A 25,145-nucleotide genomic window follows, 5' to 3' on the forward strand; every position below is an offset into this window, starting at 1 on the left:
GGAATCGGCCGCCGAACAGCTGGTCAAAAAGAAAAATTGGAGCATGACGCATGAAGGCATTAGGTTTGAAGAACACTGGCAAGACTCTCCTTGCCCTGTCTTTGCTGGGCGCGATGGCTGCCGCCCAGGCCGATGACAAGGTGCTGCACATCTATAACTGGTCCGACTACATCGCCCCGGACACCATCGCGAACTTTGAAAAAGAGTCCGGGATCAAGGTGGTCTACGACGTATTCGACAGTAACGAAACCCTGGAAGCCAAGTTGCTGGCCGGCAAGTCCGGTTACGACATCGTGGTGCCGTCCAACAACTTCCTGGCCAAGCAGATCAAGGCGGGCGTCTATCAGGAACTGGACAAGTCCAAGCTGTCCAACTACGACAACCTGAACAAGGATCTGCTGAAGGCGGTTTCGGTCAGCGACCCGGCCAACAAGCACGCGTTCCCGTACATGTGGGGTTCGATCGGCATCGGCTACAACCCGGAGAAGGTCAAGGCCGCACTGGGCGTGGACAAGATCGATTCGTGGGACATCCTGCTCAAGCCGGAAAACATTGCCAAGCTCAAGAGCTGTGGCGTGAGCTTCCTCGATTCGCCGACCGAGATGTTGCCGGTGGCGTTGCACTACCTGGGCCTGCCGACCGATAGCCAGAAGAAGGAAGACATCAAGAAGGCCGAGGATCTGTTCCTGAAGATTCGTCCTTCGATCACCTACTTCCACTCGTCCAAGTACATTTCCGATCTGGCCAACGGCAACATCTGCGTGGCTGTCGGTTACTCGGGTGACGTCCAGCAGGCCAAGTCCCGCGCCGCCGAAGCCGGTGACAAGGTCAAGGTCGCCTACGACATTCCGAAGGAAGGCGCAGGCAGCTTCTATGACATGGTCGCCATTCCCAAGGATGCGGAAAACGTCGACGGTGCCTACAAGTTCATGAACTACCTGCTCAAGCCGGAAGTCATGGCCGCGATCACCAACAGCGTGCGCTTCCCGAACGGTAACGCCAAGGCTACCGCCCTGGTCGACCAGAGCATCACCAGCGACCCTGGCATCTACCCGCCCGCGGACGTACAGGCCAAGCTCTACGCTATCGCCGACCTGCCGGCCGCGACCCAGCGCGAGCTGACCCGCAGCTGGACCAAGATCAAGTCGGGTAAATAAGCGGCCCCACCTGTAGGAGCCGGGCTTGCCCGCGAAGAACGATAACGCGGTGTGCCTGACGCACCGCGGCGTTCTGGCGATTCGCGGGCAAGCCCGGCTCCCACAAGGTACACGCCCATCGACAGAAAACTTTGCTGGATCGGTTTATCGAGGGTAAGTTGCGCGCCGGTTTTGTCACCGGGCGGTTTGACGCCATGTGGCCCGGGCAACTCAGGCCCAACTAATGAGAGGACCTGCGAGTGTCTATTTCTTTGTTTCGCAAAGCCATGCTGGTCGGTGCCGGCCTGACGTTGACCGTCAGTATCCAGGCCGCGCCCACCGTGCATATTTATAACTGGTCCGATTATATCGGCGAGAACACCCTGGCCGACTTCGAGAAGGCCACCGGTATCAAGCCGGTCTATGACGTGTTCGATTCCAATGAAACCCTGGAAGGCAAGTTGCTGGCCGGGCACACCGGCTATGACGTGGTCGTGCCGTCCAACCACTTCCTCGGCAAGCAGATCAAGGCCGGTGCCTTCCAGAAGCTCGACAAGTCGCAGTTGCCCAACTACGCCAACCTCGACCCGCTGCTGATGAAACGCCTGGAGAAGAACGATCCGGGCAACCAGTACGCCGTGCCGTACCTGTGGGGCACCAACGGCATCGGCTACAACGTCGAGAAGGTCAAGGCGGCGCTGGGCGTCGACAAGATCGATTCCTGGGCGGTGCTGTTCGAGCCGGAGAATATCAAGAAGCTTTCCAGCTGTGGCGTGGCCTTCCTCGACTCGGCCGATGAGATGCTGCCGGCGGTGCTCAACTACATGGGCCTGAGCCCTAACAGCACCAATGAAAGCGATTACAAGCTGGCCGAAGAGAAGTTGCTGAAGGTGCGTCCGTACGTCACCTACTTCAACTCGTCCAAGTACATCTCGGATCTGGCCAACGGCGAGATCTGCGTGGCCGCCGGGTTCTCCGGCGACATCTTCCAGGCGAAGAAACGCGCCGAAGAAGCGAAGAAAGGCGTGGATATCGCCTACGTGATTCCCAAGGAAGGCGGCAACCTCTGGTTCGACATGCTGGCGATTCCCAAGGACGCCGGCAACGTCAAGGAGGCTCACGCTTTCATCAATTATCTGCTGCAACCTGAAGCCATCGCCCAGGTCAGCGATTATGTCGGTTATGCCAACCCGAACCCAAAGGCTGGCGAACTGATGGATCAGTCCGTGCGCACCGACGAAGCGGTTTACCCACCGCAAGCTGTAGTGGACAAGCTTTATGTCAACTCTGAACTACCCCCGAAAATCCAACGCTTGATGACTCGTAGCTGGACCAAGGTGAAGTCGGGCAAGTAGCCCGAAGGGACCCTCGGGTCAAACTATCCAACGCCGGGCCGTCTTGGCCCCGCGGTTAAATTTTGTTGGGAGTTTTGCAAATGGCTGTTGCCTCCGGCGCCTATAAGAAAGCCCTCGAGGGCGACCAATCACCCAAGCAGGTGTTGGTCAAGATCGACCGGGTCACGAAGAAGTTCGACGAGACGATTGCCGTGGACGATGTGTCCCTGGAAATCAAGAAGGGCGAGATCTTCGCCCTGCTCGGCGGCTCGGGTTCGGGTAAATCCACCTTGCTGCGCATGCTCGCGGGTTTTGAACGGCCGACCGAAGGCCGGATCTACCTCGATGGCGTGGACATCACCGAGATGCCGCCCTACGAGCGGCCGATCAACATGATGTTCCAGTCCTATGCATTGTTCCCGCACATGACCGTGGCCCAGAACATCGCCTTCGGCCTGCAGCAGGACAAGATCCCGAAAGCCGAGATCGATGCCCGCGTGGCCGAAATGCTCAAGCTGGTGCAGATGAGCCAGTACGCCAAGCGCAAGCCGCACCAGTTGTCCGGCGGCCAGCGCCAGCGCGTGGCCCTGGCCCGCTCCCTGGCCAAGCGGCCGAAGCTGTTGCTGCTCGACGAGCCCATGGGTGCTCTGGACAAGAAGCTGCGTTCGCAGATGCAGCTTGAGCTTGTCGAGATCATCGAGCGCGTCGGCGTGACCTGCGTCATGGTGACCCACGACCAGGAAGAGGCCATGACCATGGCCGAGCGGATCGCGATCATGCACCTGGGCTGGATCGCCCAGATCGGCAGCCCGATCGACATCTATGAAACCCCGACCAGCCGCCTGGTCTGCGAGTTCATCGGCAACGTCAATATCTTCGAAGGCTCGGTAGTCGATGACGCCGAAGGTTATGCGCGGATCACCAGCCCCGAGCTGGAACGCAGTATCTATGTCGGCCACGGCGTGTCCACCTCGGTCCAGGACAAGAGCGTGACCTACGCGATTCGTCCGGAGAAGCTGCTGGTCACCACGACGCAGCCGCAATGCGAGTACAACTGGTCGCGCGGCAAGGTGCACGATATCGCCTACCTCGGTGGTCACTCGGTGTTCTACGTCGAGTTGCCGAGCGGCAAGCTGGTGCAGTCCTTCGTCGCCAACGCCGAGCGCCAGGGCGCGCGGCCGACCTGGGGTGATGAAGTGTACGTCTGGTGGGAAGACGACAGCGGCGTGGTACTGCGCTCATGAACATGCGAAAGCTCAAGCGCCAGCTGCATCGAATAACCCCCTCTGGCCGCCATGTGGTCATCGGGATCCCTTTCCTCTGGCTGTTCCTGTTCTTCATGCTGCCGTTCTTCATCGTTCTGAAGATCAGCTTCGCTGAAGCGGACGTGGCGATTCCGCCGTATACCCAGATCTACACCTTCGTCGAACAGAAGCTGCAACTGATCCTCAACCTCGGCAACTATTCGATGCTGGGCGACGATGACCTGTACCTGGCGGCCTATCTTGGCTCGTTGAAGATGGCCTTCTTCAGCACGTTGTTGTGCCTGCTCATCGGCTATCCGATGGCCTATGCCATCGCCAGCGCCCGCAAGGAATTGCAGACCGTGCTGGTGCTGCTGATCATGATGCCGACCTGGACCGCGATCCTGATCCGCGTCTATGCCTGGATGGGCATCCTCAGCAACAACGGGCTGCTCAACGCGTTCCTGATGTGGACCGGGCTGATCAGCGAGCCGCTGCAGATCCTCAATACCAACCTGGCGGTGTATATCGGCGTGGTGTATTCCTACCTGCCGTTCATGATCCTGCCGCTCTACGCCAACCTGGTGAAGCACGACAACAGCCTGCTGGAAGCCGCATCCGACCTGGGTTCGAGCCGCTTCAACAGTTTCTGGAAGATCACCGTGCCGCTGTCGAAGAACGGCATCATCGCCGGCTGCATGCTGGTGTTCATCCCGGTGGTGGGCGAGTTCGTGATCCCCGAGCTGCTCGGCGGTCCGGAAACCCTGATGATCGGTAAAGTGCTGTGGCAAGAGTTCTTCAACAACCGAGACTGGCCGGTGGCGTCCGCGCTCGCCGTGGTGATGCTGGCGATCCTGATCGTGCCGATCATTCTGTTCAACCGCAGTCAGGCTAAAGAAATGGAGGGCAAGGAATGAAGCGCTTCAGTTTTTCAAACCTGATGCTGGTGCTGGGCCTGTTGTTCATCTACCTACCGATGCTGATCCTGGTGATCTACTCGTTCAACGCCTCCAAGCTGGTGACGGTCTGGGGCGGCTGGTCGGTGAAGTGGTACGTCGGCCTGCTGGACAACACCCAACTGATGGGCTCGGTCGCCCGCTCGCTGGAAATCGCCTGCTACACCGCCATCGCGGCGGTGGCGCTGGGCACCCTGGCGGCGTTTGTCCTGACCCGTATCACCCGCTTCAAGGGCCGCACCCTGTTCGGTGGCCTGGTCACGGCCCCGCTGGTGATGCCGGAAGTGATCACCGGTCTGTCGCTGTTGCTGCTGTTCGTGGCCATGGCGCAGATGATCGGCTGGCCCCAGGAGCGTGGCATCGTCACCATCTGGATCGCTCACACGACGTTCTGTGCGGCCTATGTGGCGGTGGTGGTGTCGGCGCGCCTGCGCGAGCTGGACCTGTCCATCGAAGAGGCGGCCATGGACCTCGGTGCGCGGCCGTGGAAGGTGTTCTTCCTGATCACCATCCCGATGATCGCGCCCTCGCTGGCGGCGGGCGGCATGATGTCGTTCGCCTTGTCCCTGGATGACCTGGTACTGGCCAGTTTCGTTTCGGGTCCGGGTTCCACCACCTTGCCGATGGAAGTGTTCTCGGCGGTGCGCCTGGGCGTGAAGCCGGAGATCAACGCGGTGGCGAGCCTGATCCTGCTGGCGGTGTCGCTGGTGACCTTCCTGGTCTGGTACTTCAGCCGTCAGGCCGAAGAGCGCCGCAAGAAAGCCATCCAGCAAGCCATCGAGGAAGGTGCGGCGGATTCGTGGAAACAGCCGGACGTGCGTCGCGCGCCGGCGACCGAGACCGCGTAGCGTTCAAAAAGCTTCGCGGGCAAGCCCGCTCCCACAGGTTCTGGTTGTACATGGATTTTATGTACGACTGGAACCCCCTGTGGGAGCTGGCTTGCCAGCGATGAGGCCCTCGGAATGCCGCAATGCGGGCAAGCCCGCTCCCACAGGTTCTGGGCGTACATGGATTTTGTGTACGACTGGAGACCCCTGTGGGAGCTGGCTTGCCAGCGATGAGGCCCTCAAGACCACCGACACATCCGCAGGTGAGTCACTCAGCCCACGGCGAACGCCGGATCACCTCGACGAAGTTCATCGGCTTGAAGCTCGGGTCCTTGTCCTTCAGCACGTCGGTCTTGACGTTGCCGAAGGTGGTCAGCGGACGATGACGCAGCCCGTCGGCGAATGCGCAGATAATGCACTCCTTGAACCCTTCACCCCGTGGATGCGCATGCACCACCGCTTCACGCTGCGCGGTCGGGAACGCGGCATAGTCCATCCCCAGTACATCCATCTCCACCCCCGCCGTCACCAGCGCCACGGTCGGCCGCAGGTACTGGGGCACGCCCGGCGTGGTGTGCAGGGCAATCGACAGCCAGACCTGTTCGATGTCGTCATCCGACAGCCCGTAGGGCTTCATGAACGCCTTGGCGGCGTTGGCGCCGTCCACTTCGAAGCGGTCGTCGTCGCTGCGATGACCTTCCACCAGGCCAAGGTCGTGGAACATCGCGCCGACGTAGAGCAGTTCCGGGTTGTAGGCCAGTTGCTTGCGTTCACCGCTGAGGGCGCCGAACAGGAACACCCGGCGCGAGTGGTGGTACAGCAGGTCGCTTTCCACGTCGCGGATGTATTCGGTGGTTGCCCTGGCCAGTGCGCTGTCGGGGATCCTGATACCGGCAATGGTGTTGCTCATGGTCATGACTCCTGGGGGCGAGCGCCGGGTTGGCGCCGATGGAACCAGTCTGGCGGGGAGGCGGGTTGGCCGCTATCGACACAAGGTGGCGATTGCGGCCATTCGGGGCGGGTTTCGCGCCAGTGTCGATTCCCCGCAGGCACCGAGACGGCTCGCGATCAGCCGGCAGGCTGAACGTGCAAACACGGCCACCGGCTCGATTGCTCAAGCGTAGTAGGCGTCGTCCAGCAGCATGTCTTCGAAGAAGGCACCGAAGCGTTTCTGCGGGTCGCGGATATGGATCTCGAGGATCCAGCGCATGGCCGAGGGGCTCAGTTCGAACTCGGCCAGGGAACCGGTGTGGAGGGTCGCATGGGGGAAGTCCGAGACTCGGTGGCCCGGCAGGTCGAAGTTCAGCTCCCAGCCCATGGCGCGGGCGATACGGTCCGCATGGTCGTACAGCGCCCGTCCGCTGAGCTTGTCGCGGGTCCAGATTTCCCGCACTTCGTGGAACAGGTTCTCGGCGTCACGGGCGCACCGTTGGTATTCCTTGTGCTGGCCGACCACGAAGGTCGCGCCGCCGTCGCCTTCCCAGGCTTCGACACGGGGTGCCAGGTCGATAAAGAAAATGTCATTGTCCTGGAGCACGATGCCGGGCTCCGACGACTGCTTCATGGCCTTGGTGGTGTTGCTGCCAAAGCGTACCCGGGTCGGGTGCCAGCTCAGTTGCAGGCCGCTGCCGACCAGGACCTGCTTGGCCATCTCGACCGCCTCTTCCTCGACCATGCCCGGCTCCACGCGCTCGGCGATACGGGCAATCACTTCACGGGTTTTCTGCCGGGCCAGCAGCATGCCGTCGACCGAAAAGGCCGGGCCGACACGTTCGGCGTTTACAACAACAGGGGTGCTCATGGTGTACATCGCTCCGCTCAACGACGCGGCGCCAGTGCCGCGTCAAGGCCGGCTATTATCAGGATCGGCCAGGGCGCCCCGTAGCCGCGCGAGGGGCGCAATCCGGACAGCCTGGCGGGTTTTCCGGCCGGGCTCGCGGCAGGCGTCGCAATCGTGCCAAGCAGCGGGCTTTTCCGGCCAGCGGCAAGGTCCGCCTCGCATCGTGTCAGGGCTTTGGTTACCGTAGGGCTGATCTGAATGAGGCTTGTTCCATGACCCGTACCGTCGCCGTTGTCGTGTTCTCCGGCGTCCAGTCCCTGGATGTCACGGGGCCGATGGATGTCTTCGCCGAAGCCAACCGCTTCCTCCTGCCCGAGGCCCACTACCAGCTCGACGTGATTGGGGTCGAACGCGGCTGGGTGCCGTGTTCCAACGGTCTGGCGATCCAGGCGCACCGGCATTTCAGCGAAGCCCTGGCGAGCTACGACCTGTTGTTGTGTGCCGGCGGGCCAAGCCTGCCGGGGCAGGATTTCGGCGATGAGTTCCATGCCTGGCTGCGGGCGGCCAGCGCGCGTGCCGGGCTGTTCGGTTCGATCTGCAACGGTGCGTTCATGCTGGCCCGTGCCGGATTGCTGGAGGGGCGGACGGTGACCACCCACTGGAATGACTCCCAGGCCCTGGCGGCGCTGTGCCCGACCACGCGGGTCGAGGCCGACCGCCTGTATATCCAGGACGACACGTTGTTCACTTCGGCGGGGGTGACGGCGGGGATCGACCTGTCGCTGTACCTGTTGTCCCGCGACCAGGGCGCGGAAGTGGCCCTCAACGTGGCCAAGCGGCTGGTGGTGTTTACCCAGCGCTCGGGCGGCCAGTCGCAGTTCAGTCCCTACCTGACACCCTATGCCGAGGCGTCCTCGCCGGTGGCCCAGGTACAGCAGTATGTGCTGGCGCATCTGACCGGGGACCTGAGCATCGCCGAACTGGCCAGGGCGACCAACATGAGTGCGCGTAACTTCTCCAGGGTGTTTGTCCGCGAGACCCGGGTGACCCCGGCGGAGTTTGTCGAGAGTGCGCGGGTGGATGCGGCGCGGGTGATGCTCGAAAGCGGCAACTCGCCATTGAAGACCGTTGCCTACGAATGCGGGTTTCGCGACGCGCACCATATGCGCAGTGTGTTCCAGCGACGCCTGGGGGTGACGCCGCAGCAGTTTCGCCAGCATTTTGCCGGTTTGGTCTGAGCCTTGTGGTGGCTTCAGCGGCCTCTTCGTGGGCAAGCCCACTCCCACAAGGTCCTGGTCGTACACAGACATCAGGTATGGCTCAGAACCCGTGGGAGCGGGCTTGCCCGCGAAGAGGCCATTGGCCTGCGCACAAGGCTCCCGTTGTGCTCAATTCCCGGAGCAGCCGTCGCCCCACACCTGATACGCCAGGGTATGCCGCACGCCCTGTGAATCCTCATAGACCATCTGTACCGGCACGATGCCGCAGGCTTCCTGCGTGTCGGTGATGGAGATGACATGTGCAATATCCGGCTTTTGCGTGGGTTGCCCATCGGCGAAGGCAGTGACGGAAACGGCGGTCAGGAACAGGGCGATCAGGGTTTTCATGGCAGTACTCCAGAGGTAGTAAAAAAGCGGGGCGGGAAAAACTTCAGGTACGTTCACGCAGCAACGCACGGGCGGAATCGGCAATCACCAGCACGGCACCGGCGAGCATCAGGGTGTCCTTGAGCACCAGCCGACCACCGCCGGACAGGTAGGGAAAGCCGTGCTGGGCGTCGCCCAGCGCCGAGACCCAGGCGTCAGGCGTGGTGACCAGGAAGGACAGCGTGACCAACGGCGTGGCGAACGACAGCAGGCCACCGAGCAGTCCCAGGCGCCGTGACAGCGGGTTGAGCAACACCAGCAGGCCGATGCCGATTTCCACCAGGCCAAGGCCGAAGGAGAAGCGGTAGGTGTGGTTGGCGGTCTGCCAGGCGCGTTTCTGTAGGTCGAGCTCACCCTCGTGGGTCAGGTGCGCCTTGTAGTCCTCGGGGTGCTCGTAGAAGAACGACATGAACGGACTGTTGGCGACAAACGGGGTGATGCTGTCCGCTTCGAACGGCACGAATTTCAGTGCGCCGATCCACAGGAACACAATACCGATGGCCAGGCGCATCAAGTGGACGCCGAGGGTGTCGAGACCGCCGAGCAATCGCAGCCAGGGAGTAGAGGAAGACGACATGGTGTTTCTCCGAACTTCAGTGGTTAACAAGTGGGTTTATTCTGAAGTTTCGGAAGTTGTTGTTCTTGTCTGTTGTGCTCAACTTTTTACTCATTCGTCTCAGGTGTTCTTGTGGAAAGAAATGAATAAATAAAAAAAGAGCCCGTGACAGCAAAGTGCCCGGGCCCAAAAGGGAGAGAGAAGCAGAACAGCGTCGGCGATGACTCAGGGTTTCAGGCTGTCGTAAGCCTCCAGAGCATGCAGCGAGTAGATATAGGCGGCCCCGGCGTTCAGCGAAATAGCCGTGGCCAGGGCGGCGGCGACTTCCTCGCGGGTCGCGCCGGCCTTGATCGCGGCGTCGGTATGGGCGCCGATGCAGCCGTCGCAACGGGTGGAAATCGCCACGGCAATGGAAATCAGTTCACGGGTCTTGGCGTCCAGCACATTGTTTTCCGCCGCGGCTTCATCCAGCTTCATATAAGCCTGGACCATCTTCGGATTGGATTTTCCCAACGCGCCAAATGCATTCTTGATGGTGGGTAGTAGTTCGGGCCAGTTAAGAAACATGGTGGTAACTCCTGAATAAGTGAGAGTAGACTGTTCAAACAACGAACTTAGTGTTCCCTATTGGGTGTAGACACTTTTGTCCGATTTACTCAACCCTTTGTCCGATATGCGCAAATGAACTCGATCGATAAACTCATCGTGCTGGCCGGGGTCCGTGGCAGCCTGGATCTGCGCTGCCAGTTGCAGGGCGACTGGGCGATGGATCATGAGCGGGAAAACGTCGGTGTCGCGCCGTATCACATCGTCCTCGGCGGCGATTGCCAGGCCGAATTGCCGGGCGGCCGCACGGTGCGTTTGCAGGCCGGGGATATCCTCGTTTTTCCCGGCGGCGGCACGCATCTGCTGCGTAGCCCCGGGCAGCGCGTGGCACCGGCCCCGCCACGGGTCAGCCAGGGCGGCCTGCTGCCGGTGCATCGGCTCGGCGGCGAGCGCGTGGAGCTGGACCTGCTGTGCGGGCGTTTCCATTACCAGCGCGAGTCGATGCTGTTCGCGGCGCTGCCGGAGTACCTGCTGGTGTCCAGTCGCGACCTGCCGGCCAGCGGGCAATTGGCGGCGCTGGTGGGGCTGTTGCGGGTCGAGGCCGATGGCGATCAGGCCGGGGCGCGGTTCCTGGTGGATGCCTTGTCGTCGGCGCTGTTCACGCTGATCCTGCGGGTCTACCTGCAACAGCAGGTGCAGGCCAGCGGGACGCTGGCGCTGCTGGCGGACAAGCGCCTGAGCCAGGCCTGGCAGGGCATGCTGGAAGATCCGGCCCACGAGTGGACCATCGACGGCCTGGCGGCGCTGGCGAACATGTCGCGGGCCACCTTCATGCGGGCGTTCGTGAAGGTCGCGGGGGAATCGCCGTGGGTGCTGCTGACGCGGGTACGGATGGAGTTGGCCTATAACCTGTTGAGCAATTCCCACCTGGGCCTGAGCGATATCGCCGCACAGGCCGGCTATCAATCGCAGGCGGCGTTCAGCAAGAAATTCAAGGAAATCTACGGCGAGGCGCCAGGGCGTCTTCGCCGGGCGGGTGGCTAGAGTTGTGGGAGCCGGCTTGCTGGCGATTCAGGCGACGCGGTGTTTCAGACACGCCGCGTTATCGTTCATCGCCAGCAAGCCGGCTCCCACAGAGAAACCTGTGTTTTGATGATCGTTCCCACGCTCTGCGTCGGAATGCCTCTATGGACGCTCTGCGTCCGCTTTTGTGACGCGCAGCGTCACGGGCTGCGTTACCACGCGGAGCGTGGGAACGATCAGGGGGAGTTATCTGGCCGGCATCAGCTTGAGCACGCTGCGGGTATTGGCCGAGACCTCGACCTCGTTCATGTGCACCTGCTCGTACCCGCCTTCGATATAGGTTTCGGCCTGGTCGCTGTAGTGCTTGTCGAACACCACGCCGCTCTGTCCCACCGGGTTGATGGTCAGGCTGTGGTCCGGATCGGCGAAGTCGATCAGGCGGCGGGTCGACGGGCCATAGGTCACCGGCCAGGGCGCCGGGCCGATTTTCGCCGAGAGGTTGTTCGGCACTTCGTGGGTGCCCGGCGCATCGAACGGGCCGACATTGAACAAGCGGTCCAGCGGCTTCTGCCGTCCCAGCGGATGGCCGTGGGTCAGGGTATGGGCCTTGCCCCACACCCAGGCGCCCGGATCGTCGCCGTAGGTGGCCTTGAGATGGGCCAGCGTCGCCTGCCAGGCACGTTTCACCGTGTCGGCGCGGTTGCCGTTCCACCAGGGTGAATGTTCATCGGCGGCCAGGCGCGGTAACGCGGCGTCCACCACTCGGGTGCTGAGCAGGGTGTTGAAGTAGTCGTCGCCGAGCTTGTCATGCATGGCCGCGCGGGCCAGTTCGTAGAGGAACTGGTTGAACAGCGTGGCACTGGTGGAGCTCATCGGGTAATCGCCCTTCCACATTGCCAACTGCTCCACCAGCTTCAGTTCGGCCGGGTCCTTCGCCGCTTCGCGCAGCGCCGGCAGCAGCGGCCTGAGCAGTCGTGGGCCGTAGTCGGTGGTGGTGCCCAGTTGCAGTTTCTGGCTGTTCTCCAGGCTCCAGCGCACGCTGGTATCGGCCAGTTGCCGGTTCAGTTGCTGGCCGCGATCGGCGAGGTTGTAGTAACCGGGAATGACCATGCCGGTGGGCGAGGCCGGCTGGGCGTTGGCCGAGACGATATAGCCACGCGCAGGATTCTCTTCCTGGGGATTGGCGCTGAAGGGGTAGAAGCCGTCCTTGTCGGCGTCGCCGGTGCTGCCATCGAGAATGAACGCCGGGTTGACCCCCGCCGGACGCTTGGGCAGCAAGGCCGCGGCCCACCAGCCGATATCGCCCTTGGCGTTGGCCCACATCAGGTTCAGGCCCGGCGCCTGGATCTTGCTGGCGGCTTCGCGCACCTTGTCCAGGGTGTCGGCACGGTTGAGTTCGTAAAAACCCTGGAGGATCGGATTCGGGGTGTCGAGAAAGGCCCACCACATGGCGATCGGCCTGGCCCCGGCGTTGGCCCCGATCACATCGTTGACGATTGGTCCGTGGGGTGACTGCAGCAGGGTGAAGGTCACCGGCGACTGGCCCTTGACCGCGATCTGCTGTTCCGTGCGGGTCATCTCGACCCACTGGCCGTGGTACCAGACCTGGTTGGGGTTCTCGGGGTTGGTCTTCTCGGCGATCAGGTCCAGGTCGTCGTTCTGGAACATGGTCAGGCTCCAGCCGAAGGCCGGGTTGTTGCCGAGAAAGGCGAACGGCACCAGCGCCTGGTGATAACCGTACAGCTCGAAGTTCGGCGCCGACAGCTGGGCTTCGTACCACACCGCCGGGGTCGAGAAGGCGATATGCGGATCGCCCGCCAGCAGCGGCTTGCCGCTTTTGGTCCGGCTGCCGGACACCGCCCAGGCGTTGCTGCCTTCGAACTGCGGCACCCCGGCATCGCGCAGGGCGTCGTCGCTGAGCCGGGCCAGCGCGCCGAGGCCTTTCCAGTCGGCATCGGCCAGCGGTGTCGGCGAGCCGAGCATGCCCTGGGGGCGCCAGTCCAGGTCAAACACCTTCAGATAGTCGGCGCCCAGCTTGTCCCGCACATAAGTCAGCAGCGGCTCGGTGCGGAACGCGGCGGCGAAGCTATAGGCCATGTAGCCGGCGATGCTGATGGTGTCTTCGGCGGTGAAGGGCCTGCGCTCGATGCCCAACACGTCGAACTCCACGGGCCTGGCGTGAGTGGCCTGGTACTGGTTGATGCCGTCCAGATAGGCTTGCAGGGCCTTCCAGGCGGGGGATTGCTTGTCCAGTTCAGCGACATAACGGTCGGCGCGGTCACGAATGCGCAGGCTGCGGAACAGCTTGTCGGTTTCCAGGGCCTTGGGACCGAGGATCTCGGCCAGCTCGCCACGGGCCAGGCGCCGGACGATTTCCATCTGGAACAGGCGGTCCTGGGCATGCACGTAACCCAGGGCGCGATACAGGTCGGTCTCGTTCTCGGCGCGGATATGCGGTACGCCGCGCTCGTCGTAGCGCACGGTGACTGGTCCCTGCAGATTGTTCAGCGTGACCTGGCCCTGGCGCGTCGGCAATTTGCCCTGGACGTACCAGGTTCCCCCGCCGGCCAGGGCGACGATCAGGACAGCGAGAACGGTCATGCTGCGTTTCATGCGGGGTTCCTTGTACGTGTCAGGGCTACCGGTACAGAGCCGCTAAGGTTTAGCACAGGCGAGTAGTTGGATGCATCGCACCAATGAGTGATTACTTTAAAAAGTCCGGTTCGCCTTGTTCATTTGCCAACCCCGTCCCACGGGCAGTAACAGCCCACCGCCATGTTGTGGGTGGCATTGACCGTGCGCCCCTCGCTCAGGGCCTGCAGGATCGGCTCGATAAAGCTGTTGCTGGAATTGCAGGTGGCGCCCTGGCTGTAGGGGCCGAAGTAGGCGAGCCGGCCGTTGCGGTCCCAGATCGCCACGGCCGGGCTGACCGTCAGGTGCTCGGCGCCGGGGAGGTTCGCCAGCGGGCGGATGGCGCCCAGGGTGGCGGGCAACTGGCCATGGGTGCCGGGTTTCTGCACCGAGTAGAAGTCCACGCCCAGCGGTGCAAAATGCTCGATCAATTCGCCCAGGTGCTGCTGGTTGCCGACATTGCAGGGACAGGCCGGGTCCCAGAAATGCACCAGGCGGATCCGGCCCGGGCCGGCCAGGTCCGCCGGCAGGCTGAGGCGGTCACCGGCAAACAGCGCGGTCTGGTCGCTGAAGGCACGGATATAGCGGCCCTGGAACCAGTCGTAGGCCAGCCACAGGCCCGCCGCGCACACCACGGCGAGCAGGCCGGCGAGTAATGTCTTGTGACGAGTCTGGGGCATGACGATTCGGTCCTCGAAGGTCGCGTAGCTTGCCATGCCCGCCCTGACAGAAGAATATCGCAGATCAGTAAAACGCCTCGACGTTGCCGCACCCTTGCCTGGAAGCCCCTTATGCCTGCCACTTTCGACCCCGATTCCCTGCGCGCCAGCCTGCGACCCCTGGCCGCCGCGCAGCCCTTGTCGGCATCGGCGCAGGCCTACCAGCGTTTCTATGGCCTGGACCTGGCCCATCGCACCACGCCCTTCAGCAGCCGCCTCGGCGCTTTCAGGAGCGGCGGCTTCGACCTGGTCAGCCAGCTCTGGCTGCCGCCCAACCCCGTGGCGACGCTGTTCCTGTTCCATGGTTTCTACGATCACATGGGGCTGTACCGCAACGTGATCGACTGGGCGCTGGACCGCGGTTTCGCGGTGATCGCCTGCGACCTGCCGGGCCATGGCCTGTCCAGTGGCGAGCGGGCCAGTATCGACGATTTCGCCGAGTACCAGCGGGCGCTGGAGGGTTTGTTCGACGAGGCCAGGTCCCTTGACCTGCCACAGCCCTGGCACCTGTTCGGCCAGAGCACCGGGGGCGCGATTGTCGTCGATCATCTGCTCCGGCACGGCCTCGACAGCCCGGCCCAGGGCAAGGTGGTGCTGCTTTCGCCACTGGTGCGGCCACGGGCCTGGGGCTGGTCGAAACTCAGTTACTACCTGCTCAAGCCCTTCGTCAAAGGCATTGCCCGGCGCTTCAGCGAGAACACCCATGACCCGGCGTTCATGCCGTTCCTGCAGGCCGATCCGCTGCAACCGCAACGTCTGCCGACCGCCTGGGTCGGGGCCCTGGCGCGCTGGATCCCGGGTATCGAAGGTGCGGCGAAAAGCCCGCGGCGACCGCTGATCGTCCAGGGCGATGGCGACATGACCGTCGACTGGCAGCACAACCTGACGGTGCTGCGCAGCAAGTTCGACCAGCCCGAAGTGTTGATGCTGGCCGAGGCCCGGCATCACCTGGCGAACGAACTCCCGGAATACCGCGAGCGCTATTTCAGCTTTCTCGGCGCCCATTTCTGACCGCTCGTCTTCGAGCCGAGGCCCTTATGACCGAACGCCTGCCACAACGTGCCGATTACCGGCATTTCCAGCCGATCATCACCCGCTGGCACGACAACGATGTCTACGGCCATGTGAACAACGTCACCTACTACAGCTTTTTCGACACGGCGGTGAACACCTACCTGATCGAACAGGGTGGACTGGATATCCACGACGGCGAAGTCGTCGGCTTTGTGGTCAGCTCCGCCTGCGATTACTTCGCCTCGGTGGCCTTTCCCGAACGCATCGAGATCGGCCTGCGGGTCGGCAAGCTCGGCAACAGCTCGGTGCAATACGAACTGGCGGTGTTCAAGGCCGGTGAAGACGAAGCCTGTGCCGCCGGGCGCTTTGTCCATGTGTTCGTCGATCGCGCGAGCAACCAGCCGGTTTCGATCCCCGGCGGCCTGCGTGACGCCCTTCAATCATTGATCTGAATGATCCCTTCGCGTACCGCGAACAGCACCAGCCCGGCGATGTCGTGAATCCGCAGCCGGTGCATGATCTGCGAGCGATGCGCCTCCACGGTCTTGACGCTCAGGCCCAGGCCGACGGCAATGGAGCGGGTCGATTCGCCCCGGGCGATCAGCCGGAGGATTTCCAGCTGGCGGGCGGTCAGCGCGACCTGGCTGGCCTTGATCGGCTGCTCATGGCTCTGTCGTACCGCCTGGTTGACCACCAGTGGCACCACCGCCGAGGACAGGTACTGGCCACCGTGGCGCAGGGCCTTGAGGGCCAGTTCCAGTTCCAGCACCGTCGCGGTCTTGAGCAGGTAGCCATGGGCGCCCAACTGCAGGCACTTCATCACGAAGTGCGTGTCGGTGTGCATCGACAGCATCAGCACCTTGCTGCGCGGCGCCCGCAGGGACAACTCCTTGAGCGCCGCGACGCTGTTCATGCGCTCCATCGACATATCCAGCAGGACGATGTCCGGCTTGAGACTGGAAGCCAGTTCGATCGCTGCCTGGCCATCGCCCGCTTCGCCGACGATTTCGTATTCTTGTTGTTTTTCCAGCAATGCCCGCATACCCGCGCGAAACAGCGGGTAATCGTCGGCAAGCAGTATTCGACAAAGCATAAGCTCTAGCCCATGGCGCAAAGGGAAGGGCGCAGCCGCCGCGTGGGCGTGCTGCGGTTTTTTGTGTCTGGATTCCAACCCAGGGTCTACACGGATTCAGGCACGGCCCGCCCGCATGCCGGGCAGCAACGGGCTCGCCACACGCTTATCGGGTTCAGGTCAACCGTGGCGGCCGCTGTCGCCAAAGTGCTGGATCAGTTTCGGCAGCTTCGCCAGGGGCTCGACCGAGTGCGCGGCACCCAGGCGGATCGCCTCCTTGGGCATGCCGAACACCACGCAACTGGCCTCGTCCTGGGCAACGGTACAGGCACCGTTTTCACGCATGGCGAGCAGCCCGCGGGCACCGTCGTCACCCATTCCGGTCATGATAATCCCCAATGTATTGGCCCCGGCCTGTCGAGCCACTGAACGGAACAACACGTCCACCGAAGGCTTGTGCCGGTTGACCGGCGGGCCGTCGAGTACCTCTACCTGATAGTGCGCACCACTGCGTTTGAGCTGCATGTGCAAGCCTCCGGGAGCCAGCAGGGCCAGGCCGCTATGGACGCGATCCAGGTGCTTGGCCTCGCGAACTTCGATCTGGCAGAGCTTGTCCAGGCGCCGGGCAAAATCGGCGGTGAACTTCTCCGGCATGTGTTGAACGATGACAATCCCCGGGCAGTCACGTGGCAACTGCCGAAGGATGAATTCCAGCGCCTGGGTGCCGCCCGTGGAACAGCCGAGGGCAACTACCCGGTCGGTGGTCCTGAACACCCCGGGAACGGCTGGCGTCGTGGGAGCGGATTCTGCGGCAGGGGCACTGTGGCGAAGGGCCATCGGTCGTGCCCGGGCGCTCTCCTCGACCTTGCGGATCAGTTCGGCGGAGAGCTGTTCCAGGCTCTGCTTGAGCCCCAGGCGGGCCTTGGTGAAGACGCCGACCGCCCCCGCCGCCAGTGCCTCGACGCTGACCGCCGAGCCCTGTTCGGTGAGGGTCGAGCAGATCAGCGTGGGCGTCGGGCGCTCGGCCATGATCTGGCGCAGGAAGGTCAGGCCATCCATGCGCGGCATCTCGATATCGAGGATCAACACATCCGGCCAGTCACGGCGCAGCTTGTCGATGGCATACAGCGGGTCGGCCGCCTGGCCGATCACCTTGATGTTCGGATGGCTTTCCAGGCACTGGGTCAGCACCTGGCGTACCAAGGCCGAGTCGTCGACGATAAACACCCGGATCATCGTGGCCGTTTCCCCAGCAGCAGCGGTTGCACGCTGTTGCGCTGGCAGTCGATCACACCGCTGCTGCCGTCGATATGCAGGCGGCGGTAGTGCTGGCCGTTGAGGTCGCAATGGTCCACCGGCCAGTTGCGCAGGCTGAACTGTTCGCGGGCAAAGGCACTGTTGCTGTGGCCGATCTTGCGGGTCGGCGTGCCTTCGAAACGCACCAGGCTGCCGCCGCCGAAAATCCCTTTGCGGTACTCGTTGGGATGGGTGCCGTGGCGCCGCATGTCGGCCTGGATGCGCTGGAACACGCCCTCGCCGTAGCGGGTGTCGAGGCCGTTGCGCGCGCTCGGGTCGTTCGGCAGCAGGTAATGCGAGACCGCCAGCAGGCGCCAGCGCGGGTGCCAGAGAATGATCGACACGCAACTGCCGAGCAGGGTGGTGACCGTGCCTTCGTGCTGGCCGAAGAAGTAGTCGCCGGGGCGCAGGAATAACGGCGAATTCATAGGCGTTCGTAGACCGACGGGTTGAGCAGTCGCACTGGCAGGTCGAAGCCGTGGATGCTTTCCGCATGACCGATGAAGAGCAGGCCGCCGGGGCGCAACTGGCTGACCAGGCGCTGGACGATGCGCTGCTTTTCTTCGTTGTTGAAATAGATCAGCACGTTGCGCAGGAAGATCACATCGAACAGGCCGAGCCCGTCGGGTAGCGGCTGGACGATATTGACCTCGCGCAGGCTGACCCGCTCGCGCAGGGCGGCCTGGACCCGGAAGCGCCCGCTCATGTCGCCGACGCCGCTCAGGCAATGGCGTTGCAGCCAGCCCTGGGGGAAGTACTTGGCCTGGGCCATGTCGTAGATCCCTTCGGCGGCCTTTTCCAGCATGCTCAGGCTGAGGTCGCTGGCAAGGATCGACCAGTCGCCGCCGCGCAGGTTTTCCTGGATCACCATGGCCATGCTGTAGGGTTCTTCGCCGGAAGAGCAGGCGGCGCTCCAGAACTTCAGCGGGCCTTTCTGGCGAGTCAGCCAGGTGCCGAGGAAGTCGAAGTGCGGGTGTTCGCGAAAGAAATAGGTTTCGTTGGTGGTCAACAGGTCCACCACCAGCCGCCGCTCCTTGAAGTACGCCGGCTGGTCGAGCATCTGCAGGTACTCGACGTAGTTGTCGAGCTGGTAATGGCGCAGGCGTTTCATCAATCGCCCGGCCACCAGCGGACGCTTGTTCGGCGCCAGGACGATGCCCGAGGCCTCGGCCATCAGTGTCTGCAGGCGGCGGAATTCGCTGTCGCCCAGGGTCGGCAGCTTGAGGTAGCTCGACATCTCAGCTTCCCTGGGTCGCGGCAAGGCTGAGCTGGCGGATGTCATCCAGGGACAACACCTGCGGGATGTTCAGGATGATGGTGAAGCCTTGTTCGCCGCGGGCCATGCCGGCGATGAAATCGGTACGGATCCCGGCGCCGAAGGTGGGCGCGGCGACCACCTGCTGCGGGTCGATATCGAGGACCGCATCCACCGCGTCGACCACCAGGCCGATGCGCTGGCTGAGGTCATCCAGTTCCAGTTCGATGATCACGATGCAGGTGCGCTTGCCGGCGGCGGTCAGTTCGAAACCGAAGCGCGCGGCCAGGTCCAGCACCGGCACGACGTTGCCGCGCAGGTTGATCACGCCATGGATGAACGCCGGCATCATCGGCACGGCGGTCACGTCGCCGTACTCGATGATCTCGCGCACCAGGTCGATGGGCACCGCATAGGCCGCCTGCCGCACCCGGAACGACAGGTGCTGGATGCTCAGCGCCACGGGCGCGTCGGGCAGGGCCTGGAGCTGCCGGCTGAGGTTCGCAGTCATGATCCGGCCCTCAATTGAAGCTCACGAATTGGCCTTCATCGACCGCCGCGCGACTCTTGAAACCGTCACGCGGGGCGTTGAAGGCATAGCTGTCCTGGCTGCGCGGCTGCGGCCGATGGGCCGGCCCCGATTCTTCCTCGATGCGGAAGAAGCCGATCAGTTCCTGCAACTGCCCGGCCTGGGCGTTCATTTCTTCGGCGGTGGCCGCCAGTTCCTCGGAGGCCGAGGCGTTCTGCTGGGTGATCTGATTCATCTGGCCCATGGCGATATTGATCTGCCCGGCGGCACCGCTCTGTTCCTGGGACGCCGCGGTGATTTCCTGGACCAGGTCGGAGGTCTTCTGGATATTCGGCACGATCTCGTTGAGCAGGCGCCCGGCCTGTTCGGCCAGTTGCACGCTGCTGGAGGCGACCTGGCCGATTTCCTGGGCGGCGACCTGGCTGCGTTCGGCCAGCTTGCGCACTTCGGCCGCGACCACCGCGAAGCCCTTGCCATGGTCGCCGGCACGGGCGGCCTCGATGGCGGCGTTGAGGGCCAGCAGGTTGGTCTGATAGGCGATGTCGTCGATGATGCTGATCTTGTCGGCGATCTGCTTCATCGCCAGCACCGTGTCGCCCACCGCGCCGCCGCCCTGCACGGCGTCATTGGCGGCCTTGCCGGCGATGCCGTCGGTGATCTTCGCGCTTTCGGTGTTCTGGGCGATGGAGGCTGACATCTGCTCCACCGAGGCACTGGTCTGCTCGACGCTGGCAGCCTGTTCGTTGGCGGCCTGGCTCAGCGACTGGGAGGTCGAGCTGACCTGTTCCGAGGCCGAGGACAGCGAGTCGGCGGCGCTGCGCACATCGCCGAGAATGCTGCGCAGGCGCACGGTCATGTTCTGCATGGCGGCCAGCAACTGGCCGGTTTCATCCTTGCTGATCACCGGCAGGTCCTGGCTCAGGTCGCCGGCGGCCATGCGGTTGGCGGCATCCACGGCGCCGTTGAGCGGACGGGTGATGCTGCGCGTGACCAGCACGCCGATCAGCATGCCCATCAGGGTCGCGGCGATCACCAGGGCGATCATCTGGGTCTGGGAACTGGTGGCGATATCGTTGATCTGCTGATTGGCTTCGGCGGCACGATCCTGCTTGCCACGGGTGACCTGGCCGATCAGCTTGTCGACCACATCGCCGCTGGTCACGGCCTTGGGCAGCAGGTCGGTGACGTCGCTGGTTTCCTGCAACTGGTTGGATTGCTGGTGGGTGCTCAGCACCTGGTGGATCAGGTTCTCGTAGTCCTTGAGTGGCGCATCGATCTGGTCGATCTGGGCCTGGCCTTCCTTGGTGATAAAGGCCTTGCGTGCGTCGGCGATCAACTTGCGGGTCTGCTCCAGGGCGACACGGGCCTGGTTGGCGGCTTGTTCACGACCGGCCTGGCTGGTGGCGAGCAGGCTGTGGCGCATCGAGCGCCCGGCGACGATCAGCTGGATATTGGCTTCCTGCATCAGGCTCATGCCGGTGACATCGAGGTCGTACATGCGGTCCGACAGATCGTTGACCTGGGACAGGTTGCGGATGCCGATCACGCCGATGATCGCGGTCAGCACCACCACCAGCAGGAAACCCGCGGTGAGCCGGATGCCTATCTTCATGTTCCGAATGAATTGCATGATTAATCTCCTGAAAGGCTTGGCAAAGGGGTGTGGTGCGTGAGCGGCGCGATCGCCTCGGCGGGGGCTTGCAACTGGCGGAACAGGCTGGCGATATCGAGGATCAGCGCCACCTGGCCGGAGCCGAGGATGGTCGAGCCGCTGATACCACGCAGGTGCTGGAACATCTGGCCGAGGGGCTTGATCACGGTCTGCAGCTCGCCCAGCAACTGGTCGACGATCAGTCCCGCCTGCTGCCGGCCCTGGCTGACCACGACGATGTTGCGGCGCCGGGCGCTGCTTGGCGTCAGGCCGAAATGCCGGTCGAGGGCGATGCAGGGCAAGGGCTTGCCGCGCAGGTTGAGATAACCCTGGCCCTGGCTCAGCCATTCCGGGCCGGCCTCCATGCATTCGGTGACCATGTCCAGCGGGATGACGAAATTGTCCTGGCCGACGCCGACCTGGAAGCCGTCGATGATCGCCAGGGTCAGTGGTAGGCGGATGCGGAAAGTGCAGCCCTGGCCGGCTACCGAGTCGATCTCGATCATTCCGCGCAACTGGTCGATGGCGCTGCGCACCACATCCATGCCGACACCGCGGCCGGAGAGGTTGGAGACCTGTTCGGCGGTGGAGAATCCGGCTTCGAAAATCAGCAGGTGGATATCCGCATCGCCGAGCTGCGCGTCCGGATCCACCAGGCCCTTGTCGATGGCCTTGGCGAGGATCCGTGCGGTGTTCAGGCCACGGCCGTCGTCGCTGACTTCAAGGACGATCATGCCGGAATCGTGGTAGGCATTGAGGCGCAGGTTGCCCTCGGCCGGCTTGCCGACGGCGAGGCGTTCGGCGGCCGATTCGATGCCGTGGTCGATGGCATTGCGCACCAGGTGGGTCAGCGGGTCGGCGATCTTGTCGATCACCGATTTGTCCAGTTCGGTCTCGCCGCCGACCAGGCTCAGCTGGATATTCTTGTCCAGCTCCTGGCTGACGTCGCGGACCACCCGATGGAAGCGATTGAAGGTCTCGCCGACTTCCACCATGCGCAGTTTCAACGCCGCTTCGCGGATCTGCTCGACGTGCTGGTGCACCGCCTGGGTGGTTTCCATGCAACCGCTGTCGGCGCTGCGCCGCGCCTGCATCTGGGCCCCGGCGGTGCTGATCACCAGTTCGCCGACCAGGTTGATCAGCTCGTCGAGCTTGTGCGCGGCGACCTTGACCATGGTCGTGTCGAGGGCGCGGCGGTCACGGCTGGCCGTGGTTTTTGCCGCAGGCGTATCGAGGGCTGGCGGCAGCCCGGCGACGGGCAGGAGCGCTGCCGTGGCGGGCGGTTCGGGAGGCGTGAGCTGGAGGTTGCAGAAGTCCTGGATAAACTCGAAGACCTCTTCGATTTCCGTTTGGCTGGCCGCGGTCAGCAACTGGAATTCAAAGCCCAGGTGACAGGTTTCCGGATCCAGCTGATCGAGGGTCGGCAGGGCCTCGCTGCGGGTCCGCAGGGCGATGATTTCGCCCAGCCGCTTGAGGTAGCGCAGGAAGGCCGCGGGGTCGAAACCGTTGCGAAACAGCTCTTCGGAGAAGCTGATGGAGACCTGCCAGGTGACCGGGGCCGCCGACACCGGGAGCTCATCTTGCGCCTGAGCCGGCGCCGATTCCTCGGGCTGCTGCCCCTGGGCTTCGAACAATGCCGCGAGCAGCGGTGCCTGGCGGGCTTCGTCGGCGTCGAGCAGACCGCTGTCGGGGTCGACGCGCTCGATCATCGCGCTCAGCTCGTCCATGCAGTTGAGCATCAGCGAGGTCAGTGCCGGGGTCAGCGCGCGCTGGCCGTCGCGCACCGACATCAGCAGGCTTTCCAGATGGTGGGTGAGGTTGACCAGTGGCGTCAGCGAGAAGATCCCGGCAGAGCCCTTGAGGGTATGCACGGCGCGGAACAGGCTGTTGACCGCATCCTGGTCGGCGGGGCTGGTTTCCAGGCGTAGCAGGCTGTCTTCGGCGTCCTTGAGCAGGTCGCGACCTTCGCTGAGAAACCCCAGCAACAGCTGGTTCCATTGTTCGCCACTGAGCATGGGTCAGTCCTCGGTCTGGACGGCGGGGTACAGGGATTCCAGGTTCAGGAGTGTCAGCAGTTCTTGCGCCGTGGCGGAAACCTGGCTCACGGTGGCGGGGTGATCGATGGAAGACAGCGCCCGCTGGATCGCCAGGAGCAACTGGGCGCCGGCGCTGTCGAGCTCGCTCAGGCCGCTCAGGTCCAGCTGCCAGGGCCCCGGCGGCAGTGGCAACAGGCCGAGCAACTGTTCGCGGGCCATACTGACTTCGTAGAGGGTCAGGTCGCCCTTGAGGCGCAATTGCGCGGGCGTGCCATCGGCGGCGGGTGTCAGCGAGAACATGGTGTGTTCACCCCAGGAGCTTTTCGACAGCCGCCAGCAGTTGCTGGGGCTGGAACGGCTTGACGATCCAGGCCTTGGCGCCGGCGGCCTGGCCCTCGGCTTTCTTCGACTGCTCGCTTTCCGTGGTGAGCATGATGATCGGCGTGAAGCGGTACTCGTTGCGTGCCTTGACCGCTTTCACCAGCCCGATGCCGTCGAGGTTGGGCATGTTCACGTCGCTGATGATCAGGTTGATCTTCTGCCCGGTCAGCTTGGTCAGTGCGTCGCGGCCGTCGCAGGCTTCGATGACCTGGTGACCGGCGGCGGTCAGGCTCATCTTCACCAGTTGGCGCATCGACAGGGAGTCGTCGACGATCAGGATGGTCTTGGCCATGTTCATCACTCTTGCAAAGGGAAAAGCGGAGGAAACTAGAAGAAGGTCACGTCGCTGCTGGCCGCCGCCTGGGGCCGACCCTGTCGCTCTTCGTCGGTGGTGAAGCGCTGGCGCAGGCGTTCGAGCCAGGCGGGCGGGTCATTGAGGCTGGTGTCCTGGCGGGCGATGGCGTCGAGCAGGTGCGCGAGGTCGGCCTGGACATGGTCGAGCATCTGGTCGGTGCGGTCCTGGAACTGCAGGCTGACCATGATCGCCTGGATGTCGGCCTGGGTATCCCGGGCGTCCTGTTGCAGGGCGCGGGAGGCATCGGTCAGCTCGTTGAGGTTGTCCCCCAGGCGCGCCATGACCTGGGTCACCGAGCGATTGAGGAAGTCCAGGTTGGCCTGTTCGCTGGTGCCCAGTTCGGCGGCGGCGCCGATGGTGGTCTGGATCGCGTGGTTGATTTCGCCGACCTTGGCGTCCATGCCCTGGCCGGTTTCGGCGGACAGGGTGGAGAGCTTGCGTACCTCGTCGGCGACCACGGAAAAGCCCCGGCCGTATTCACCGGCGCGCGCCGCCTCGATGGCGGCGTTGAGCGCCAGCAGGTTGGTCTGGCTGGCGATTTCCTGCACGCGCTTGGCCATCTGCTGCAACTGGCTGGCGTAGTCGCCCAGGTGGCTGATGGTGTCGAGCAATTCGTGCTGGCGCTGGCTGCTGGTTTCGAAGGATTGGGTCACTTCGTGCAGGCGGTCATTGGCATCGCGCAGGCTTTCGCCGACACCACCGCTGCCGAGGATGCTTTCGGAGTTGTGCAGGCCGCCTTCCAGGCGTGTGGCGATATTGGCGAAGCGCTGGAACAGCTCGCTGATATTGGCCTGCAGCAGTTCGCGGCTCTGGCCGATGCTGTCGCTCCAGCTCGGCGCGACGGCCGGCAACAGCACGTGCAGTTCGGCAACAGGAGCGGCGGTATCAGGGTGTGGCGTAAGGGTGGCGGTGACCGCGGCGTTCGGCGTTTTGGCGACACGCAGGGCGATAACGGCGACGGCAATGAGCGCGAGGCCGGCACCATTGAGGAGGGGGTGGGCGAGAAACAGCCCGACTGCACTTAGCGCGATCCCTAACCAGACTCCAAGATAGATCCGCATCTCCTGCTTCCATTGCATAGCTCAAGGTCGGCGGATCATATCGGTAGCATATTGATATCAGTATCGGGATAACCCTTAATCCGACCGGCCGGGCGAC

Annotated in this window: 26 protein-coding genes; 9 read left to right on the forward strand and 17 right to left on the reverse strand. The window is 63.4% G+C overall.

Going from position 1 to position 25,145, the window contains the following annotated elements:
* The first annotated feature begins 65 nt into the window (after positions 1-65).
* The 5 genes from HX851_RS03980 to HX851_RS04000 all read left to right on the forward strand — a co-directional run bounded on the left by HX851_RS03980 (position 66) and on the right by HX851_RS04000 (position 5,518).
* Positions 66-1,157 carry a polyamine ABC transporter substrate-binding protein gene (locus HX851_RS03980; protein WP_177056175.1) on the forward strand — a complete coding sequence of 364 codons (1,092 nt, stop codon included), beginning with the start codon at positions 66-68 and terminating at the stop codon, positions 1,155-1,157.
* A gap of 239 nt (positions 1,158-1,396) precedes the next feature.
* Positions 1,397-2,491, forward strand: a complete 1,095-nt coding sequence (locus tag HX851_RS03985) for a polyamine ABC transporter substrate-binding protein (protein WP_177056155.1) — start codon at positions 1,397-1,399, stop codon at positions 2,489-2,491.
* Positions 2,492-2,571: 80 nt separating this feature from the next.
* Positions 2,572-3,714, forward strand: a complete 1,143-nt coding sequence (locus tag HX851_RS03990; protein WP_177056154.1) for an ABC transporter ATP-binding protein — start codon at positions 2,572-2,574, stop codon at positions 3,712-3,714.
* Complete coding sequence (locus HX851_RS03995) at positions 3,711-4,631, forward strand: ABC transporter permease subunit (protein ID WP_177056153.1); 921 nt, start codon at positions 3,711-3,713, stop codon at positions 4,629-4,631. Before HX851_RS03990 ends, HX851_RS03995 begins: the two co-directional genes overlap by 4 nt.
* The gene (locus HX851_RS04000; RefSeq protein ID WP_177056152.1) at positions 4,628-5,518 is read left to right on the forward strand and encodes an ABC transporter permease subunit; all 891 of its coding nucleotides are present in this window, start codon (positions 4,628-4,630) and stop codon (positions 5,516-5,518) included. The genes HX851_RS03995 and HX851_RS04000 overlap by 4 nt, the downstream gene beginning before the upstream one ends.
* A 247-nt stretch (positions 5,519-5,765) precedes the next feature.
* Here the strand turns inward: HX851_RS04000 and HX851_RS04005 are convergent, their stop codons facing one another.
* The gene (locus HX851_RS04005) at positions 5,766-6,407 is read right to left on the reverse strand and encodes an HD domain-containing protein (protein ID WP_177056151.1); all 642 of its coding nucleotides are present in this window, start codon (positions 6,405-6,407) and stop codon (positions 5,766-5,768) included.
* Between the two features lie 204 nt (positions 6,408-6,611).
* On the reverse strand, positions 6,612-7,298 hold the full coding sequence (locus HX851_RS04010) for a M24 family metallopeptidase (protein ID WP_177056150.1): 687 nt from the start codon (positions 7,296-7,298) through the stop codon (positions 6,612-6,614).
* A gap of 251 nt (positions 7,299-7,549) precedes the next feature.
* Between HX851_RS04010 and HX851_RS04015 the strand changes: the two genes are divergently transcribed.
* The gene (locus HX851_RS04015) at positions 7,550-8,515 is read left to right on the forward strand and encodes a GlxA family transcriptional regulator (RefSeq protein ID WP_177056149.1); all 966 of its coding nucleotides are present in this window, start codon (positions 7,550-7,552) and stop codon (positions 8,513-8,515) included.
* Between the two features lie 150 nt (positions 8,516-8,665).
* Here the strand turns inward: HX851_RS04015 and HX851_RS04020 are convergent, their stop codons facing one another.
* The 3 genes from HX851_RS04020 to HX851_RS04030 all read right to left on the reverse strand — a co-directional run bounded on the left by HX851_RS04020 (position 8,666) and on the right by HX851_RS04030 (position 10,046).
* A complete protein-coding gene (locus HX851_RS04020; RefSeq protein ID WP_177065108.1) occupies positions 8,666-8,884 on the reverse strand; it encodes a DUF2790 domain-containing protein in 219 nt (72 codons plus the stop codon).
* Positions 8,885-8,927: 43 nt separating this feature from the next.
* On the reverse strand, positions 8,928-9,500 hold the full coding sequence (rclC, locus tag HX851_RS04025; protein ID WP_177065109.1) for a reactive chlorine resistance membrane protein RclC: 573 nt from the start codon (positions 9,498-9,500) through the stop codon (positions 8,928-8,930).
* Between the two features lie 204 nt (positions 9,501-9,704).
* Positions 9,705-10,046, reverse strand: coding sequence for a carboxymuconolactone decarboxylase family protein (locus tag HX851_RS04030; protein WP_177056146.1), 342 nt, complete (start codon positions 10,044-10,046; stop codon positions 9,705-9,707).
* A gap of 114 nt (positions 10,047-10,160) precedes the next feature.
* Here HX851_RS04030 and HX851_RS04035 point away from each other — a divergent pair, with 114 nt between their 5' ends.
* On the forward strand, positions 10,161-11,069 hold the full coding sequence (locus HX851_RS04035; protein ID WP_177065111.1) for an AraC family transcriptional regulator: 909 nt from the start codon (positions 10,161-10,163) through the stop codon (positions 11,067-11,069).
* Positions 11,070-11,294: 225 nt separating this feature from the next.
* Here the strand turns inward: HX851_RS04035 and HX851_RS04040 are convergent, their stop codons facing one another.
* Both HX851_RS04040 and HX851_RS04045 read right to left on the reverse strand, forming a co-directional pair.
* Positions 11,295-13,661, reverse strand: a complete 2,367-nt coding sequence (locus HX851_RS04040; protein ID WP_177065113.1) for a penicillin acylase family protein — start codon at positions 13,659-13,661, stop codon at positions 11,295-11,297.
* A 119-nt stretch (positions 13,662-13,780) separates the two neighbouring features.
* Positions 13,781-14,359, reverse strand: coding sequence for a DUF6436 domain-containing protein (locus HX851_RS04045; protein ID WP_370590412.1), 579 nt, complete (start codon positions 14,357-14,359; stop codon positions 13,781-13,783).
* Between the two features lie 111 nt (positions 14,360-14,470).
* On the opposite strand from HX851_RS04045, the gene bipL reads away from it, so the two are divergent.
* Positions 14,471-15,409, forward strand: a complete 939-nt coding sequence (gene bipL, locus HX851_RS04050) for a phospholipase BipL (protein WP_177065115.1) — start codon at positions 14,471-14,473, stop codon at positions 15,407-15,409.
* 26 nt (positions 15,410-15,435) lie between these two features.
* Positions 15,436-15,864, forward strand: a complete 429-nt coding sequence (locus HX851_RS04055; protein ID WP_177056141.1) for an acyl-CoA thioesterase — start codon at positions 15,436-15,438, stop codon at positions 15,862-15,864.
* Here HX851_RS04055 and HX851_RS04060 read toward each other — a convergent pair.
* From HX851_RS04060 to HX851_RS04105, 10 genes are all read right to left on the reverse strand, one after another.
* Positions 15,849-16,505 carry a response regulator transcription factor gene (locus HX851_RS04060; RefSeq protein ID WP_042935672.1) on the reverse strand — a complete coding sequence of 219 codons (657 nt, stop codon included), beginning with the start codon at positions 16,503-16,505 and terminating at the stop codon, positions 15,849-15,851. The genes HX851_RS04055 and HX851_RS04060 overlap by 16 nt on opposite strands.
* Positions 16,506-16,664: 159 nt before the next feature.
* Positions 16,665-17,720 (reverse strand): protein-glutamate methylesterase/protein-glutamine glutaminase, encoded by a 1,056-nt coding sequence (locus tag HX851_RS04065; RefSeq protein ID WP_177056140.1) that lies wholly within the window; start codon positions 17,718-17,720, stop codon positions 16,665-16,667.
* The gene (locus HX851_RS04070) at positions 17,717-18,208 is read right to left on the reverse strand and encodes a chemotaxis protein CheD (protein ID WP_177056139.1); all 492 of its coding nucleotides are present in this window, start codon (positions 18,206-18,208) and stop codon (positions 17,717-17,719) included. Before HX851_RS04070 ends, HX851_RS04065 begins: the two co-directional genes overlap by 4 nt.
* A complete protein-coding gene (locus HX851_RS04075; protein WP_177056138.1) occupies positions 18,205-19,017 on the reverse strand; it encodes a CheR family methyltransferase in 813 nt (270 codons plus the stop codon). Before HX851_RS04075 ends, HX851_RS04070 begins: the two co-directional genes overlap by 4 nt.
* Position 19,018: 1 nt before the next feature.
* Complete coding sequence (locus HX851_RS04080; RefSeq protein WP_177056137.1) at positions 19,019-19,546, reverse strand: chemotaxis protein CheW; 528 nt, start codon at positions 19,544-19,546, stop codon at positions 19,019-19,021.
* Between the two features lie 10 nt (positions 19,547-19,556).
* Complete coding sequence (locus HX851_RS04085) at positions 19,557-21,194, reverse strand: methyl-accepting chemotaxis protein (RefSeq protein ID WP_177065117.1); 1,638 nt, start codon at positions 21,192-21,194, stop codon at positions 19,557-19,559.
* 2 nt (positions 21,195-21,196) lie between these two features.
* Positions 21,197-23,230 (reverse strand): chemotaxis protein CheA, encoded by a 2,034-nt coding sequence (locus tag HX851_RS04090; protein ID WP_177056135.1) that lies wholly within the window; start codon positions 23,228-23,230, stop codon positions 21,197-21,199.
* A 3-nt stretch (positions 23,231-23,233) separates the two neighbouring features.
* Complete coding sequence (locus HX851_RS04095; protein ID WP_177056134.1) at positions 23,234-23,551, reverse strand: STAS domain-containing protein; 318 nt, start codon at positions 23,549-23,551, stop codon at positions 23,234-23,236.
* A 7-nt stretch (positions 23,552-23,558) separates the two neighbouring features.
* Entirely contained in the window at positions 23,559-23,924 is a 366-nt protein-coding gene (locus tag HX851_RS04100; protein WP_017127054.1) for a response regulator, read from the reverse strand.
* 35 nt (positions 23,925-23,959) lie between these two features.
* The gene (locus HX851_RS04105) at positions 23,960-25,066 is read right to left on the reverse strand and encodes a methyl-accepting chemotaxis protein (protein WP_370590413.1); all 1,107 of its coding nucleotides are present in this window, start codon (positions 25,064-25,066) and stop codon (positions 23,960-23,962) included.
* Positions 25,067-25,145: the final 79 nt, after the last annotated feature.

This window comes from Pseudomonas gingeri (assembly GCF_013385635.1).
Lineage (GTDB): Bacteria > Pseudomonadota > Gammaproteobacteria > Pseudomonadales > Pseudomonadaceae > Aquipseudomonas > Aquipseudomonas gingeri_A.